We start from the raw sequence: 17,966 nt of genomic DNA, 5'->3' as shown, positions 1-17,966 counted from the left end.
GCTTTTCGTTAATATCTATAATTAATCGATTATTTCTTCAGCAATTCTTGTAACGGTTTCAACTGATCCAAATCGATTTTTGATTGCTGCAAAACCGACATCATGTTCATGATATGAGTAGGATTCATGTCTTTGCCCAACACCCGAACCACTGCAAAACCCGTTTCTTTTTGGTTGGCAAACAAAACAAACTCTTCGATATGCTCATCTGTTCCTACAAAACTTACGGAAGCACCTTCTTTACCAGAACCAAACTTCATGAGTTGTTGGTACTTTGGATTTTTCAAGATTCCGTTCAATTTAGCGCGTTCTGTTTCGAATTCGGTCGTATTATTGGGGTTGCGTTTAAAAGCCAGCACATTCATCTTTTTAAAAGACTGTAACGCTTCTTTTTGTTCCAAAGAGAGTTTCGCCTGATCCAAATTCAAAATAGAAGAGGAAATATCAAGCGCTATAAAATTTTTATTTTCAGTATTTTCTACAAAATACTTTTGCAAACTCGGTTCAGAGTTACAACTACTCAACCACAGACATAGGAAAAGAGCCAAACTAACTACTGCTTTCATTTTTTTACCTTTTTAAATATTAATTGCGTTCCATTTTGAATATTCTTACACTAGCTTATTACAATTCCTTGTAGTTCCTTTTTTTGTTTTGACCTTTTTTAGAATCTGAAAACATACCTACAAGGTTTTGAAAATCTTGCAGGAATTGGATTGCTTTGTTTTAGAATAATGACTTATATTAATAAAGTAAGCTGATTTGACAAATTAATACTTACTAAATACTAAGTACTGATCACTAAGTACTAGTTACTAGCTCCTACTTCTTCCCTTTTGTGGCTTTTTTTAAATCCTCTCCACCAGGAAAACGCATTTTATCAGTCAATACTGAAATTTCATTCAAATCAAAATCTCCTGTCAATGACATCAAGACACTATCTTCGCCTTTTCCTCCATCAATAAACATCAATAGCTCTCTGATTTGAGTGTCTTTAGCGCCTGATTTCACTAATATTTTAATACTTCTGCCGTGGTCATTTACACGCATTAGCTCTTCTAAATTAGCCGTTTTCATATAGCGTTCAGCAGTGGCTTTCATTTCAGCTTCTACACGAGCACTTTTGGTGGTGAACACTTTTAAATTGTCTAATTTTTTTATCAAATGATGATATTGTTGCATTTCTTTATCAGAGGCATCGACTTTGACTTTGCTCATCATTTCGAACATTTTTTTGTTAACAATCACCGAAGTGACATCGTCTTGGCCATCAAATTTATCGAAGGCACCTTGAGCAAAAATGGGGTTAGCGACTAGTAAAAATACTAAAGCTAAAAATACTTTTTTCGTTATTGAAATAAAACGAGTTTTGTTACTGATTATAACTGTTGATTTCATGTTGTTTTTTGATTTATTGATTAAAAACTTTTCCTTTTGATTCATTGTATTCCTGAATGACCTGCACACTTTCTATGCCGGTGTTTACGTGACCTGACAACAGGGCTAGTGCTTTTTGGGTTTCTCTAAACGCTTCTTCGGGTGTATCATAAGTCCCTAATTCGTTGGAGGCCACACTATTTTTTGTTGCATTGGTGGTGTAAACATACATTCCTATTCCAAACAAAATCACAACCGAAGCCGCTAAAGACCACCAAGCTGATGGTGCAAAATAAGTCTTTTTTGTAGACAATTCTGACACCACTTGTCGAGTTGTTTCTGCTTTGGCTAAGGAGAAGTAGCCAAATAAGGGCTGATATTGCTCTAAATGCTGCGCAACATTTGATGAAGAAAAATAATTCGTCAACTCTTTTTCCTCGGCAATACTGGTTTCTCCTTGAAAGTATTTTTCTAAAAGTGCTTCTATTTTATACAGTTCCATAACGGTGTGTTTTTAACATATGCTCTCTGATGGTTTTTCTAGCTCTAGAGAGTGCCACGCGAATGGCGGTTTCATTCATTTCTAATAATTTGGCGATTTCTTCAAACTCATATTGCTCCACTTCTCGCAATTGGATAATTATGCGCTGCTGTTCTGGCAATTGATCAATTATTTTAGCCACCCAATTCAAACTATCATTATCTTCTACTTTTTGCTGTAAACTTGGTTCGCGATCCGTGTAATTATTATGTACAATTCTCAAATTACTAGAACGTTTGGCTTTCAACTGATCCAAACAATGATTCTTAGTCATGGTCATTGCCAAGGCTTCTACACTGCCATAATCAGACAAACTTTCGTTTTTATTCCACAACTTTACCAAAACCTCTTGCGTAGCATCTTCCGCCTCCTCGGTACTCACGAGTAATCGTTTGGCCAATCGAAAGACCTTGTCTTTGAAAGGAGTAATCAATTGTACAAACTCATTTTGGTTCATTCTAATGGTTGTTTCTAGCGGTTCATATAAGCAAGACGAACCACAATTATTTTTGTTACAAACAATAAAAAAATAATTTTAAAGTTAGTATTTTTACAAAAACTAAATAGACCTAACCTCAATATGAAAACAACCTATAAAATTGTCCTGCTTTTAGTTACAAGCCTTTTCCTTTTTCAGAGCTGTCAAAAAGATGATGACGATATCGCTGCACCCAAAGGTCTGGAAATTCAGAACTTTATATGGAAAGGCATGAACCAATATTATTTGTGGCAAAGTAGCGTTCCTAATTTAGCGGACAACAAATTTAAAAATCAAGCCGAGTTAAACACCTTCCTAAGCGGATACAGCACTCCGGAAAGCTTATTTGAGGCCTTGCGTGTAGACAAAAATACGGACCGTTTCAGCTGGATTGTGGATGATTACGAAGCTTTAGAACAATCCTTTCAAGGTACTACCAAAAATGATGGTGTTGATTTTGGTTTAAGTTATAAACCTGGAAGTACCACCGAAATTTTTGGATATGTTCGTTATATCATTCCAGGATCCGATGCTGCTACCAAAGCCATTAAACGTGGTGATATGTTTACAGGAGTTAATGGAACGCAATTAACAGTAAGCAACTATCAAACTTTATTGTTAAATGCCGAAAGTTATACTTTGAATTTAGCAGATTATAATGGAACTACTATTGTTAGTAATGGCAAATCAGTTGCTTTAACGAAAACCACTTTGAATGAAAATCCGATTTTAATCAATAAAGTAATAGAAACAGGAGGAAAAAAAATAGGGTATTTGATGTACAATGGCTTTTTTGCTAATTATGACACCCAACTCAACGACGCTTTTGGAAGTTTAAAATCGGCAGGTGTTACCGAATTAGTACTGGATTTGCGCTACAACGGAGGAGGATCAGTACAAACAGCTACGCGTTTAGCAAGCATGATTACAGGAGACTTAACAGGGAAAGTGTTTGCCAAACAACAATGGAACGAAAAGATAGAAGCTTATTTTAACACCAATAATCCTGAAGCATTGAAAAACTTTTTCACGGATAAAATTGGCTCTACCCCAATCAATAGTTTAAAATTAAAAAAAATCTATGTACTAACGACAAAAAGTACCGCTTCAGCAAGTGAATTGGTGATTAATGGTTTAAAGCCTTTTATCGATGTGGTTCAAATTGGAGATGTGACGACAGGTAAAAATGTGGGTTCCATCACGCTGTATGATTCTCCAACTTTTGAAAAAGAAAACGTAAACAAATCCCATAAATACGCTATGCAACCGTTGGTACTTAAAATTGTAAATGCGAACGGATTTGGCGATTATCAAAGTGGTTTGACGCCTACTTTTGAACTCAAAGAAACCATCAGTACTTTTGGTGTTTTGGGTGATGTGGATGAACCCTTATTAAAATTAGCCATCGGAAAAATTACAGGTACTGCCAAAGGTGTTCCTACAACAAAAGGCAAAACATTTGAATATTTCAAAGATTCAAAATCTATCAAAGGCTTTAGAAACGACATGTATTTAGAAACGATTCCTGAAGGATTATTACAATCTTTATAGTAATTATACTAAAATCATAAAATATAGCGTTATAAATACATCTCTGAAAAGCAATGCTTTTTAAAACTTCATTAGTAACTTTTAAAACATTATAGTATGAAATTGTATTCAAAAATTGGTATTGGCTTTTTAGCTTGTGCTTCCTTAGCATTTATTTCGCCTGCATTTAAACCTTCTAAAACCATCCACGTAGTTATCGATGCTGGTCATGGCGGACATGATTTTGGCGCAAAAAATGACGCTGCTATCGAGAAAGAAATCGTTGCTCAAATTGCTAATAAAATCAAAGAACAGAATACCAATCAAGCTATTGTTTTACATTTTACTAGAAATGAGGACGAATTCGTGGAGTTGCATTCTCGTGCAGCTCTTATCAATAGCATACAACCTGATTTATTCATTTCATTGCATGTTAATGCTAACGCTACAAGTCAAAAATCTGGATTGGAATTTTTTATCAACGAACAAAATCCTGCCACGGCTCAACAATCTAAAGAAATTGCAACACAACTTAACGCAAGATTGACACAGCAAACCGCTTTAAAAGGCAATACTATCATAAAAAACGCTCCTTTTATGGTGTTAAAGAAAGCTACAGTTCCTGGTGTTTTGATTGAATTAGGTTATTTGACTAATGAAAATGACAAACGCACCCTGACCGATAAAGTAGAACAAACTAAGATTGCGAATGCCGTTTTAGATGTGGTTTCAACTCTAAAATAAAAACAACAATTATTCCAAACAAAAAAAGGCGTTTTCATTTGCGAAAACGCCTTTTTTATTTTTAAGTTACACCTTTTAGTTATTAAAATAGAATCCGTTTGGCCCTACTCCTACTACTAATTCTTTTTGTAAAGTTCCAGTTAATGAATACACATAAGCCTTACTATTCGAAGCGAAATCGCCTCCATCAGCAATGAAAATTTTATCATTCTCTACCGCAAAACCATACATTACTCCATATTGTGAAGTCGATGAGTACTTAAAAATAGGTTTATCAGAAGGTTGTGCAGCCGTGATGTCCATACTATACACGCCTGTATCTTTTGTAAAATAGATTTTAGAACCATAAATATCCAAATTTCCTGCATCGGTCAAAGTCGTTGGAAACACCACTTCAGTAACCGATTTATCCGATAATTTCACTTTTACAATTTTGCTTGCACTTCCGTAAGGAGAAGCTAACACATATAAAACACCGTTTTTCACTTCCATTGTATTGGCGCTTGACCCAACAGTTATTGGTGTTTCTAAAGCTTTAGTTACTGTATTTACTACCAAAACTTTGTCGCTATTATAGGGTTCTGTGATGTACAACTTATCGCCATCTACAACAATACGATTGGCCGTAGCATTCAAGTTAATTTTAGACTCCACTTTATTCGTGGCCAAATCGATAACAGCAACAAAATCGTCTGTATTGCCCGATGTTCCTCCATAGGCATTCGCATTGGTTACATATGCTTTTCCATTTCTAACTACTCCGTATCTTGGATTCACAAAACCAGCTTCTATTTTTGTAATCAGTTTAAAAGAATAACGATTCACCACATTAATCACGTTAGAGCCACCAGCAATGATATACGCTTTATCGCCATCAAAAAAGATGTTTTGTAAATACTTACCTGGTAAGTCACCTGGATTTTCAGCACCGTACACATCTTGCTTAAAACTACTCAAATCGTCTCCTAAAAACGAAACAGATCCTCCTGAAGAATTACCTTCATTTAAAATAAACACACCATTATCATAATTCCCTTTGGATACATTTTCGTTGGTATCATCATTACTACAAGACGCCAAAAAGGCAAAAGTAAAGGTCACAAATAAAACTCTAGTTAACTTCATTATATTAAAATTTAAAGATTAGATACAAATTAAAATTGCGTCCGGGCATGATTCTATTTTCCAGACTTTCATATTTTTCATTCCATAGATTAAGCACTTGAACACCTATTTTTATGGGATTACGCTTAAAAAACTCATAATCCACACCCACATTAGCAACCCAATACGAAGGAATGATAGCACTTGGATCGTTATCGGATTGGGTATAAACAAAACCATTATACAAGAATTGATAATTTGCGCTCCATTTTTGATAACTATACGCCAAAGCAGCGGTAGCTTTGTGATAAGGCACAAAAAACAATTGCTTTTGGGTTTCCTCATTTTTAGAAATAGTGTAAGCATACGTCCCATTGATTTGCCAAATACTTTTCCCAAATTGTTGTTTCCAAGCCAACAAGGTTTCTATGCCATAAGCAGCTACGCGATCTGTATTTTGAGGAGACCAAATACCATTATTCCCCGGAACCCAACGCAACAAATCTTTAATTTTATTGTAATAGGCTGTTTGCGTCAAGCTAATATCTTTATAAGTAATAACATTGGCCAGTTCGCCTTGGTACGCACTTTCGGGTTTTAAATTGGGGTTCCCACCTTCTTCCCAATACAAATCATTGTAGGTAGGAATTCGGAAATTGTGCGAAACATTGACTTTCAATTGGTACCAAGGTGCAATGCGCAAAGCACTTCCTGCCGAAAAAAGAACAGGCGATTTGTAATTGCTGGTAAACTCCTTACGAATCCCCAATTCATTTTGCCATTGGGACGAAACTTCTTGTTTGACCAAAAATGAAACACCAGTAATTTCACGTTCATGATATCCAAATCCTGAACCTTTACCTTTGGTTTTATTGTATTCTACGATAGAATTTAGAAGAATAGAACGACTCGCTTGATAACTCAAATCGGCTTTGGCGATCAGCATATTGGTACCGCCATAAGTGAATTGATTTAGCGTATTGTCGGGGAAATATTGATAGTTTTCGGCAAGATAAGCGGCCTTCAAATTAGTCACCCAAAGCCCTGATTTGGCTTCATATTCTAATAAATTTCTACTAAAATCATTCTTATATTTCGTACGAGATTCAGAGGGCAAGATCAAGGAAATATTCCTATCGGTATTCGAAGATTGGCTGTAAAACTTCAACATGTGACGATTCGAAATTTTAAAACCAATGGCTGTATTGAAACCAATAATTTCATATTCCCCGTTTTCATTGAACCGTTGATTGCCTTTCCAATCAAAACTATCAGGATAATCATAATCGTTATCAGAATAGTTTCGAGAAATACCTATTTGAGCCGACCATTTTGTATTAGAAAAATGACTACTATAATTGAGATTTTGCGTAGAAAAACTCCCGTAATCCAATCGCAATTGATTAGAAAATGAGTCATCAAACTTTAAGTCGTTGTTCAAATGTACCGTTCCTCCAATAGCTCCACTGCCATAAATCACACTACCGCCACCACCTTTAACCGCAATAGTACTGTAATCCATTCCAGACAAAGTGTTGAAGTCTGTACTCCCATTCATTTGAGAATTGATATTGAGACCGTTCCAAATCACAGCCGTTTGCGACGCAGTTGTTCCCCTAAAAGCCACCGTCGACAACATACCACGACCGTATTCTTTAAAATATAAAACCGAATTGTAATTGAGTAAATTGGTCAACAACGCGCTATTTTTAGACAAAACAGCATCGTTCAAACTCAAAATTGTTTGAGAACTTGAGAATTTGCGCAGCTTCGCATCAGCAATGATGACCTCTTTCAAGCGAGTAATCGAATCATTCTGAGCAAAAGTCAGTTGACTTGCCAGCAGGCAAAAACAAAGAAAAGATTTTAAATGTATCATAATTTCCTGAACCTTTTTTCCCGAAAGTCCGCTATTGGTTAAGAAAAAAGGCAGGTCTCCTGGCTTGCGTCTTGTTGTTGACCTTCCCATTCCAAGGTAGAAGTTAGAAGTTAGAGGTCAGAAGCTATACTTCATATTTCTAATTTCTAATTTCCCACTTTAAAAACAGTGGCTTTGTAGATAACAACAAGCTTGATAGCTTACAGTTGCGGGTACAGCTTAGGTTTTGAACCTAATTCCCTTTTAATGCGTTTTCTAAAAACAGTAAAACGCAACCTCAATTCGGATGCAAATATAGAATTAAAAAAGTATCGTCCTATAGCTATTCTCAAAATAAAAGTTCAAATTGTAAAATTGACCTAAAAATTAATGATTTTGACAAAAACCTATTAAATTTGATACAAAAAATATCGTTTTGAAAAAAATAGTTTCCCTTTTCTTGTTTTTAACTACTTTGACCACTTCCTCCCAAGAATTACTCCCTTTTGTCGAAAAATATGATAAGTCAAGTTACAAAGGTGACAATCAAGTGTGGGATGTAACACAAGGCCTAGACAACGCACTCTATTTTGCCAACAACCAATATTTGTTACGATACAATGGAGTGGTTTGGGAGAAATACTATTTACCCAACAAAACAGTAATTCGTTCGGTTTTTGCAGATCAGGATCGCATCTATTCTGGGTCCTACAAAGAATTTGGATATTGGAAACGAAAGGATGGAAAAATGACGTATTATTCTATTTCCAAAGGTAAAAATGTTTTTAATGAGAAAGAAAATGAAGAAGTTTGGAAAATTTTCAAACTCAAAAATCAACTCTATTTTCAATCGTTCAACAACTTATACATTTATGAAAACGGAAACATTCAAAAAATAAATTTTCCGTATTTAATATCGTATTGTTTTCTTGTGGATAACGCTATTTATGTCGCCTCGGTGGAGCAAGGAATTTTTAAATTAGTGGGTCAAAAACTGCAACCTATTCCGGGCTGGGAGGCACTCCAAAACAATGTCATTCACGGCTTACAAAAAAGAGGTAAACAATGGTTTGTTTTTACTCAAAAAAACGGGGTTTTTGTTACTGAAAACAACCAATTAAAAGCATGGTCTTCTCCTTTAAATTCCGTTTTAAAAAAGGTAAACATCAATAAAGCGAAAATGCTGTCCCCAGAAAAAATGATTATCTGTTCTGGTTCAAACGGATTGTATCTTTATGATTTTACAAATGGCACGTATCAAAATATCAATCGCAAAAACACCTTATTGAACAACACAGTCTTGAGTGTTTTTGTGGACAAAGAGAAAGATTTGTGGCTAGGATTAGACAATGGAATTTCTCACATAGAAACCAATTCGCCTGTTGCTATTTTAAATGATAATTCAGGCGTTTTAGGATCGGTATATGCGGTAACAAAAACTACCAATTCAAAATATTTATTAGCTTCTAACCATGGATTGTTTGAATTCGAGCAAAACAAACTCACGCAACTTCCCAATACCGAAAGACAAGCTTGGAACATAACGGCCGTACCTTCTGGCTATATTATCGGACATAACGACGGCACTTTTTTTTATGACACTTCGAGTGGATTATCCCTAATTAATCAAGTTGCAGGTGGTTGGAATTTTGTTAAAAGCAGTATCAATTCGACTTACCTGCAAGCTAGCTATGCAGGCATCAGGGTGTATCCCAATACGAATAATTTTAAGGAAAGTAGTGCTATTCTAAAATTAATAAAGCCCATAAAATATGTAGCTCAAATTCGTAAAAACGAAATTTGGGCCGCAGATAATTATCGCGGATTGTACCGAGTAACTCTTGATGAGAAGTATCAAACCCAAAAAATAGAGAATATTACCCAAAATTCGCAGATTAAAAACGATTTTGGAGTTAAACTCTTTGAATTTAGAAACCAACTCCTCTTTTTGATCAATAACTCGTGGTATGTTTTCAACTCTTTGACCAATACCTTAGAAGTTAACGATTGGTTTCAATATAACTTTAAAAATATTTCAGACATCATACCTATAGATGATCAACAATTTTTAGTCATCAGTGGTGAATTGTTGTATCATATTCGATCCAAAGGAAATCGATTCCAATGGAACCTTATTCCTGAAAAATACTACAAAGGAAAATTGATCAATAATCAGTTGAAAATTTTTAAAACGCAAAACAAGTACTTGCTAAATTTAGACGATGGCTTTATTTCATTGGAGTTTGATTTTAAAAACAGACCTCATGAGATCCCAGAAATTGAGGCATATAATAACACAACAATTGTCAAAGATGGGGCTAAAATTGACCATGATTCTGAATTAAAAATACAGGTGGTTTCTGGTGTTTTTGGCATAAACAAACCCAATTTATTTTACAAATTAGACGGATTAAACCGATTTACTCCTTTGAGAACTGGTATCATTAGGTTAAATAATTTGAGTACAGGATCTCACTCCCTTACGATTCACCATTATGACGGCATACACTACAACAAAGTCAAAAGCTTTTCTTTTGCTGTGAGACAACCTTGGTATTTTTCAATTTGGATGATCCTCCTTTACTTATTGGCCTTAGGAGGCATTCTTTTCTTATATTATAAATGGAACAAACTTCGCTACGTCCAAATAATGAAATTAAAAGAAGAAGAATTTAAACATCAAAACGAGTTAAAACAAATGGAGTTGAAAGTGCAAAATGATTTGCAGATTCAATCATATGAAAAACACATACTAGAACTAGAATTGCAAACTAAATCTTCTGAAGTAGCTGGCAAATCGCTTTCTATTGCCAAACAAACCGAAATGATGGATAGCATACAAACCATCTTGGAATCAGATTCAGATATCAGTAAACTAAAGAGTGATATTCGAAAAGTGATTAAAATCAATGCGGTTAACAAACATGAATGGGAAACTTTTGAAACCAACTTGAATCAAATTCACAAAGAGTTCATTGCCACCTTGAGTACTTCGTTCCCAAATTTGACTCCAAAAGATATAAGGTTATGCATTTATCTTAAAATGAACCTTTCTTCTAAAGAAATTGCTCCGATGATGAACATTTCTTTTAGAGGAGTCGAATTACATCGTTATAGATTAAGAAAGAAATTGGAATTAAAACAGGAAGAAAATTTAACTAAATTCTTACTAACAATATAAACCGTCTTCTTTATCACATACCGATAATTAGTTAAATACTATAAATCCTACTTCAACACACTACATCATTACTACATCATCACTTTGTATAATTTCGCAAAAAAACCTTTTAAATTTCTGATTTACAGAATTTTTACATTTAAAAAAACTCGATTGATGTAGTTATGTAGTACTCACACACCTCAACTACAACGTTGTAATTAACTAATTTTGCTCAACAACTTTATCTAATTATAATGTTATGAGAAATCTTTATTTAACTGTATTACTTTTCCTTTTAGCTCCTGCATATTTTTATGCACAGACTATAAAAGGACAAGTCCTAGACAATCAAGGGCTAGGAATACCGGGAGCAATAATTATTGCCACCTCTTCAAATACTTCAGCAGAAGCTGATTTTGATGGTGGTTTTGAAATCAAAGCAAAGGAGGGAGAACTACTAAAAGTCTCCATGCTAGGTTTTACAGCCGCAAGCATAAAAGCCACTGCCGCTTTTATGAAAATAACACTAATCGAATCTGATGATACCCTTTTGAAAGACGTAGTCATCATTGGGTACGGATCTCGAAAGAAAATTGACAATACCACTTCTATTTCATCTATAAAAGCAGAAGAAATCACCAAAGTTAAAGTGTTGAATGCCTCACAAGCCATTCAAGGTAAAGCAGCCGGTGTTCAAGTAATCGCTTCAGATGTACCTGGTAGCGCACCAACGGTATTGATTAGAGGTTTGGGTACCGCCTTGGGAGGAAGAAATCCCTTGTATGTGGTAGATGGAATGCCAACGGATAACATTACCAACATCAATGCTAATGATATTACTTCGTATGAAATCTTAAAAGACGCCTCTTCTTTGGCAATTTACGGAACAAGAGCCGCTAATGGGGTAATTATCATTTCCACCAAAAAAGGGAAAGGTGACAAGGTATCGGTAGAGCTTGAACACTTTACAGGATTTAGAAACACCCTTAAAAAAGTAAAAATGGCGGGTTCCAATAAGTATGCACACTATTCCAATGCCGCCTTACAAAACACTACTTTTTCTCAAGATCAACCAGTGAACACCGATTGGTTTGACGAAATTACAAGAACAGGAATTTATTCCCAAAACAACCTTTCTGTTTTAGGGTCATCCGAGAATGTTAAATATTTCTTTAGTGCGGGTCACTATGAGGAAAAAGGTATTTTGAATGGATTAGATTACAGCAGAACTACTTTTAGAAACAATAATGAGTATAAAATTTCTAAAAAACTGACCTTAAACCAAAATTTCAGTTTTACCTCGGCTAATTCAGCACCTAAACCCTTAAGTGCCTTTACTAGCGCTTACAAACAATCGCCTATCGTTCCGGTTCGTTTCCCGAATGGTCAATATGGGGTGTCATTTGTGGGAGCGAATGGTTTTGCTTCCCCATCAGGATCCTCCTTTAATAACGTAGGCAATCCAGTAGCACAATTGGACTTTTTTAATGAACAACAACGAAGTGTCATGCTTCAAGGGGGATTGAAATTAGACTACGAAATTGCCAAACCTTTAAAATTCACCTCTCAATTCAACGGAGAATTTTATACTTGGAAGAACTATAATTTTGAGGATAGAAAAAACATTTGGTTAGCCGCAGATCCTACACGTGTTCCTGAAGCCTACCCTACTAGTAATTTCAATAATGTGTTGACTAGAGGAAGAGAGCAATACTTCAATTGGAACCTTATGAACTACCTTACATTTAACAAAAAGTTTGCAGATATTCACGATCTAGAAATAACCGCAGGTATGGAAGCTTCTGTGAGAGGAAACAGAGAACGACTAACAATTGCTAGAAAAAATGTAAACCCAAACGAAAATTATTGGGGATTAGCAGGCGTTGAAAATGCTGCCAATGTAATTAGTTACAAAGATGAAATGTTCAACCAAACACGTTTAGCTTCTTATTTTGGACGTTTCCAATACAAATTAATGGACAAATATTTGTTTACAGGAACGCTACGTCGTGACGGATCTTCCAATTTTTCTAAAGACTATCGTTGGGGTACCTTTCCAGCCTTTGGATTAGGATGGGTAATTTCAAAAGAAGACTTTATGGCCAATGTAACCGCAATCAATGTATTGAAATTAAGAGGGGGTTGGGGTAAATTAGGTAATCAAAGTGTGCCTTTGAACCGTCAAGGGTATACCTCTGGATTGAATTCTTATTTAGGAGGTTCAATCCTTTATGAAGGAACTACTATTGCTTCTCAAATTGACCCAAGCTTATCATGGGAAATCACTCAAGAAGGTTCTCTTGGTATAGATATCGAAATGCTGGACAACCGATTAAAAGGTACTTTTGATGTGTATGATAAAACGACAACCAATGTCATTTTGAACACCAAACCGTATGCAACTTCTGGAATTAATCAAGCCTCTCCAGCGCATGTTGGTGAAGTATCTAACAAAGGACTAGAACTTTCGTTACGTTGGGACGATAAAATAACCGATGATCTTTCGTACTGGGTAGGAGCTAATTATTCGTACAACAAAAACAAATTGCAAGGATTAAAAGATGTGCAGCTTTCTCCAATAGTAGGAGGAGGTTTAGGTAATGGACAAAACACCAAACTATTAGACAATACTTCAATTGGTCAGTCATTAGGAAGCTTTTTTATGTATGAATATGCAGGTTTTGATCCTGCAGATGGTAAAATGCAATATTTCAATGCCAAAGGGGAAAAAGTAAAACAAGATGCCTTAGCTGAAACCGACAAAAAATACGTAGGATCTGTATTGCCTACCTCAAATTTTGGTTTATCATTAGGAGTTGCCTACAAAAACTGGGACTTCTCTGTGGATGGATACGGAACCGCTGGTAGTAAAGTCTACAACGGAAAAAAAGCACAACGTTTTGCTGGTGAGAATATCGAAGAATCATTAGCTAACAACTTTTGGACGCCAAATAACCCGGGAGGAAGCTCGGTAGGTCCATTCAATCAAGTACCTGTAGCTTCAACGTATTACTTAGAATCGGGAGATTTCTTTAGAATCAATAATATTTCATTGGGCTATAAACTTCAAATGGATAACAAGCTAATTAGCGCTTGTCGTTTGTATGTCAATGTCATCAACCCTTTTATTTTCCAAAAATACTCTGGATTCTCTCCTGAATTGAATGGTAATGGTGATCCTTATGGTTCTCAAGGTATCGAATTAGATGCTTATCCTACTACAAGATCCTTTATTATTGGAGCTAACATTAAATTTTAATACAATGAAAAAGATATATATATCCCTGTTTTCACTATCCGTTTTCCTTTTTGCGGGATGTGCTAATGATTTTCTAGACGTAGATCAAAACGAATCTATTTCTACAGATGATATTGAATTGTTCAACAACAACGAAGGTGCCAAATCTTTTGTAACGGCTATTTATAGTAAATTTTTAGACTACGACATGTCTTCTTTCCAATGGATCGGCCTTACGAGTATCGCTTCTGATGATGCAGACAAAGGATCGTCTCCTGGCGACACAGGATCGGATAAAGACCTATTAGATGCATTAACGTTTAACTCTTCTATTCCATCGGTACGAGATGTTTTTAATGCTAATTATGTCGGAATCAACAGAGCAAATCAAGCCTTGAATATCCTTCCTAAACTAACAAAAGCAGATGAAGGACTTCGTAACCGATTAATTGGCGAAGCGAAGTATCTACGCGCCATGATGTATTTTACCCTTGTTAAAACCTTTGGTGGAGTACCTATCGTGGATCGATTACCCAATCCTTCTTCTGAAGAAGATAAATTAATGCTTTTGACTCGTAAAAGTGCCACTGAAGTGTATGCTTTTATCGAAAATGATTTGAAAGATGCTATAGCAGCCTTACCAGATAGATCTGCTTATCCAAGCAGTGAAAAAGCAAGAGCTTCAAAAGGTGCAGCACATGCCTTATTAGCCAAAGTAAGTTTGTACCAACAAAAATGGCAAAATGTGGTAGACCACTGTAATGCAGTGACTGGTTATTCCTTAAGCCCTGATTACGCTAAAATGTTTCGCATAGAAGGAGAAAACGATGCGGAATCCATTTATGAAATTCAAGGAGTGGGAGAAATTCCAGCAAAAGGAATTCAACAATATTCCCAAGTTCAAGGTGCTCGTGGTGCCGGAGGTTGGGGATGGGGCTTCAACACACCTTCACAAAGTCTGATAGATGCTTATGAGCCTGGTGATGTCCGTAAAGAGGGAACTATTATTTTTAGAGGTACAACCTTATACGATGGCAGAGTAGTTCCAAATACGGTTGAAAATGCTGCCTATAATTTAAAAGCTTATTCCTCTAAATTTACTGATGCTGACCATTCTGACACCAACATCAAGTACATGCGTTATGCAGAAGTACTCTTAATGAAAGCAGAAGCATTGAACGAATTAGGACAAACAAGTGCAGCCATTCCTTTATTGAACCAAATTAGAAACCGTGCAGGTTTAGCCAACACTACTGCGCTTTCACAAAGCGAAGTGAAGCAAGCTATTTGGAAAGAAAGACGCGTAGAATTAGCCTTTGAACACGATCGTTATTTTGACCTAGTGAGAACAGGACAAGCAGAAAGCGCATTTGCTAAACAAGGGAAAACTTTTGTCAAAGGCAAACATGAAGTATTCCCAATCCCATTTGATTTTATCCGCCAAAGTGGTGGTATTACTACCCAAAATCCTAACTACTAACTTTTAAAATAATCAAAATGAAAAACATAAAACCAATTTCATTAGTAACTGCTGCTATTGCCTCGCTTTTTCTTTTGGGTTGCGAAGATAGTATCGACAAAGTAAATAGTCCTATTCCCTACGTACCGGTAGGTGGATATGAAAATTCAGACGATATCGCCAAAGATCATTTAGTGGCTAAATTTAGTTTTGATGGAAACTTAAACGATAGTAAAAATAATATTTCGAATGTAGAAGGCACAAAAGTAAACTTCACTAAAGGAATCAAAGGTAATGCCTATAAAGGATCGAGTACAGAAGCTCGATATGCCATAGGTACTGGTACATCTAAAATTACTAGTGTTAACAACCATACGATCTCATTTTGGCTAAACACCGCCAACACCGTGCCTGATGCAGGTAGTCCTGGACAAGGAAAAGGGGCACAAGGCTTGTTCTCTATTGTACGACCTACCGAGTTTTGGGGGGGACTAAATGTCTTTTTGGAAAATCCAGATAAAAACTTCCCAAATAGATTGAGACTAAAACTCGACATTCAAAATGGAAGAGCTGGTGTAGTATGGAGAGGACAAAGTATTATCATGAATATTGATGATAGTTTAAACAAATGGATTCATGTAGTGCTTTCATATAACGCAACAACAAGCACTATTTCTGGTTACCTAAATGGTGCTGTCGTTTTAGCTAAACTATGTTATGCCAACAATCCTGGTGGTCCTGACAATCCGAACAATGCCCCAAAATATGGCAATTTCGAAATGGTAGGCACCAATGGAAAGGTAGTATTTGGAACGCATCAATTTGAAACCACTCCACCTTTAAATAACGGTTCTGACCAACCTTGGGCAACAAGTTTTGCTGGCTTGATGGATGAATTTAGGATGTATGACTCGGCACTAACCGACAATGAAGTGTCTGCTTTATTCAAACTAGAAAAAGACAATCGATAATAAGGATTTAGTACCCATCAGAATACTTCTCTCTGATGGGTATCAAATCATAAAATAAATGAAGATGAAAAAATACTGGTATATATTATTAATAGCTGTGACGGTCAGTGCTTGTACTAAATGCACCTCTGACAACAACAACAACAACAAAGGAGAAGGTAGCCCACTACCTACTCCACCAGAAGCCGTTTTGACCGACAATGAGTTACTCGATTTGGTTCAAAAAGACGCCATCAAATACTTCTGGGACTATGCCGATCCGATCTCAAAATTGGCAAGAGAACGCTATATTACGGACGACCCAAATTTCGATGCTAACATTATTACAACAGGTGGCTCTGGTTTTGGGTTAATGACGCTAATTGTTGGAATAGACCGTGGTTTTTTACCAAGAGGTGAAGCTGTTGCAAGACTAACTACTTCCTTAAACTTTTTGGAAAAAGCCGATCGTTTTCATGGAGCTTGGCCCCATTGGATGAATAATAAAGATGGTAAAGTGATTCCTTTTGGCACCAAAGACAACGGAGGAGATTTAGTAGAAACTTCTTTTGTTTGCCAGGCTTTAATCACCATTAGAGAATATTTCAAAAACGGAAACGCTACCGAAAAAGCCTTGGCTAAAAAAGCTGACGAACTTTGGAAAGGTGTAGAATGGGATTGGTACACCAAAGGTGAAAACGCCTTGTATTGGCACTGGTCACCTAACTACGGTTGGGACATGAATTTTAAATTGGAAGGATACAACGAATGTTTCATCACCTATATCATGGCTGCTGCATCTCCAACGCATACTATTCCCAACAAAGCCTATACCGAAGGTTGGGCTCGAAATGGCGGTATCAAACACGGTGGTTCGCAATACGGCTTACCTGTCGTGTTGAGCTATAACGGTTCAGCGGGTCATGTGGGCCCAATGTTTTGGTCGCATTATTCCTATTTAGGATTAGATCCAAACCAATTGAAAGACCAATATGCCGACTATGGCACTTTGACGCAAAATCACGCCAAAATCATGGTGAAATACAGTCAAGACAATCCTAAAAACTTTAAAGATTACTCTGACAAATGTTGGGGATTAACAGCAAGTTACACCCGTAATCCTGATGGCACCACAGGCTACACCGCCCATGAACCTAAAAACGATAACGGAGTAATTACACCAACGGCTGCCTTGTCTTCGTTCCCGTTTACTCCCGTAGAATCTATGAAATTTTTACGCTATGTATACGATGAAAATAAAGCAAAATATGTCGGAATCGCTGGTCCTTACGATGCCTTTTCACCGCATTACAATTGGGTAACGCCTCGCTATTTGGCCATCGACCAAGGAACCATCGCTCCTATGATCGAAAATTATAGATCTGGATTGTTATGGAAACTATTTATGAACGCCCCCGAAGTAAAAGCCGGCTTGACTAAATTAGGATTTGAATCCCCAAAATACGGAATTCGATAAGCCGTATTTCGGTTAAATGAATTATCAATTGTACCAGAATTGAGCCT

Annotated in this window: 13 protein-coding genes and 1 riboswitch; of the genes, 7 read left to right on the top strand and 6 right to left on the bottom strand. The window is 36.2% G+C overall.

Features of this window, described 5'->3' with window-relative positions; all coding sequences use genetic code 11:
• Nucleotides 1-29 precede the first annotated feature (29 nt).
• The 4 genes from AO58_RS0114770 to AO58_RS0114755 all read right to left on the bottom strand — a co-directional run bounded on the left by AO58_RS0114770 (nt 30) and on the right by AO58_RS0114755 (nt 2,375).
• A complete protein-coding gene (locus AO58_RS0114770) occupies nt 30-566 on the bottom strand; it encodes a GFO_1091 family lipoprotein (protein WP_024982441.1) in 537 nt (178 codons plus the stop codon).
• A gap of 256 nt (nt 567-822) precedes the next feature.
• Nucleotides 823-1,398 carry a GFO_1090 family protein gene (locus tag AO58_RS0114765; RefSeq protein ID WP_081764679.1) on the bottom strand — a complete coding sequence of 192 codons (576 nt, stop codon included), beginning with the start codon at nt 1,396-1,398 and terminating at the stop codon, nt 823-825.
• Nucleotides 1,399-1,411: 13 nt separating this feature from the next.
• Nucleotides 1,412-1,879 carry a PG0215 family putative anti-sigma factor gene (locus tag AO58_RS0114760; RefSeq protein WP_024982439.1) on the bottom strand — a complete coding sequence of 156 codons (468 nt, stop codon included), beginning with the start codon at nt 1,877-1,879 and terminating at the stop codon, nt 1,412-1,414.
• Nucleotides 1,866-2,375, bottom strand: coding sequence for a GFO_1088 family ECF-type sigma factor (locus AO58_RS0114755; protein ID WP_024982438.1), 510 nt, complete (start codon nt 2,373-2,375; stop codon nt 1,866-1,868). Before AO58_RS0114755 ends, AO58_RS0114760 begins: the two co-directional genes overlap by 14 nt.
• A gap of 123 nt (nt 2,376-2,498) precedes the next feature.
• On the opposite strand from AO58_RS0114755, the gene AO58_RS0114750 reads away from it, so the two are divergent.
• A complete protein-coding gene (locus AO58_RS0114750) occupies nt 2,499-3,947 on the top strand; it encodes a GFO_1087 family putative carboxy terminal peptidase (RefSeq protein ID WP_024982437.1) in 1,449 nt (482 codons plus the stop codon).
• Nucleotides 3,948-4,043: 96 nt separating this feature from the next.
• The gene (locus tag AO58_RS0114745; RefSeq protein WP_024982436.1) at nt 4,044-4,670 is read left to right on the top strand and encodes an N-acetylmuramoyl-L-alanine amidase family protein; all 627 of its coding nucleotides are present in this window, start codon (nt 4,044-4,046) and stop codon (nt 4,668-4,670) included.
• Nucleotides 4,671-4,745: 75 nt separating this feature from the next.
• Here AO58_RS0114745 and AO58_RS0114740 read toward each other — a convergent pair whose 3' ends face one another.
• A complete protein-coding gene (locus AO58_RS0114740) occupies nt 4,746-5,795 on the bottom strand; it encodes a YncE family protein (protein ID WP_024982435.1) in 1,050 nt (349 codons plus the stop codon).
• A gap of 4 nt (nt 5,796-5,799) precedes the next feature.
• Nucleotides 5,800-7,653 (bottom strand): TonB-dependent receptor plug domain-containing protein, encoded by a 1,854-nt coding sequence (locus AO58_RS0114735; protein ID WP_035717906.1) that lies wholly within the window; start codon nt 7,651-7,653, stop codon nt 5,800-5,802.
• 32 nt (nt 7,654-7,685) lie between these two features.
• Nucleotides 7,686-7,948, bottom strand: a riboswitch (cobalamin riboswitch).
• A gap of 120 nt (nt 7,949-8,068) precedes the next feature.
• On the opposite strand from AO58_RS0114735, the gene AO58_RS0114725 reads away from it, so the two are divergent.
• The 5 genes from AO58_RS0114725 (at nt 8,069) to AO58_RS0114705 (ending at nt 17,919) form a co-directional block, all read left to right on the top strand.
• Nucleotides 8,069-10,813, top strand: coding sequence for a helix-turn-helix and ligand-binding sensor domain-containing protein (locus AO58_RS0114725; RefSeq protein ID WP_244530679.1), 2,745 nt, complete (start codon nt 8,069-8,071; stop codon nt 10,811-10,813).
• 241 nt (nt 10,814-11,054) lie between these two features.
• On the top strand, nt 11,055-14,054 hold the full coding sequence (locus AO58_RS0114720) for a SusC/RagA family TonB-linked outer membrane protein (RefSeq protein WP_024982432.1): 3,000 nt from the start codon (nt 11,055-11,057) through the stop codon (nt 14,052-14,054).
• A gap of 4 nt (nt 14,055-14,058) precedes the next feature.
• The gene (locus AO58_RS0114715) at nt 14,059-15,513 is read left to right on the top strand and encodes a RagB/SusD family nutrient uptake outer membrane protein (RefSeq protein ID WP_024982431.1); all 1,455 of its coding nucleotides are present in this window, start codon (nt 14,059-14,061) and stop codon (nt 15,511-15,513) included.
• Between the two features lie 17 nt (nt 15,514-15,530).
• A complete protein-coding gene (locus AO58_RS0114710) occupies nt 15,531-16,463 on the top strand; it encodes a LamG-like jellyroll fold domain-containing protein (RefSeq protein ID WP_024982430.1) in 933 nt (310 codons plus the stop codon).
• Nucleotides 16,464-16,527: 64 nt separating this feature from the next.
• Nucleotides 16,528-17,919 (top strand): glucoamylase family protein, encoded by a 1,392-nt coding sequence (locus tag AO58_RS0114705; RefSeq protein WP_035717892.1) that lies wholly within the window; start codon nt 16,528-16,530, stop codon nt 17,917-17,919.
• Nucleotides 17,920-17,966 lie beyond the last annotated feature (47 nt).

Source organism: Flavobacterium succinicans LMG 10402, assembly GCF_000611675.1.
Taxonomy (GTDB): Bacteria; Bacteroidota; Bacteroidia; order Flavobacteriales; family Flavobacteriaceae; genus Flavobacterium; species Flavobacterium succinicans.
Note: the sequence above shows the minus strand (reverse complement) of the source record. Positions and strands in the feature narration are given on the sequence as shown.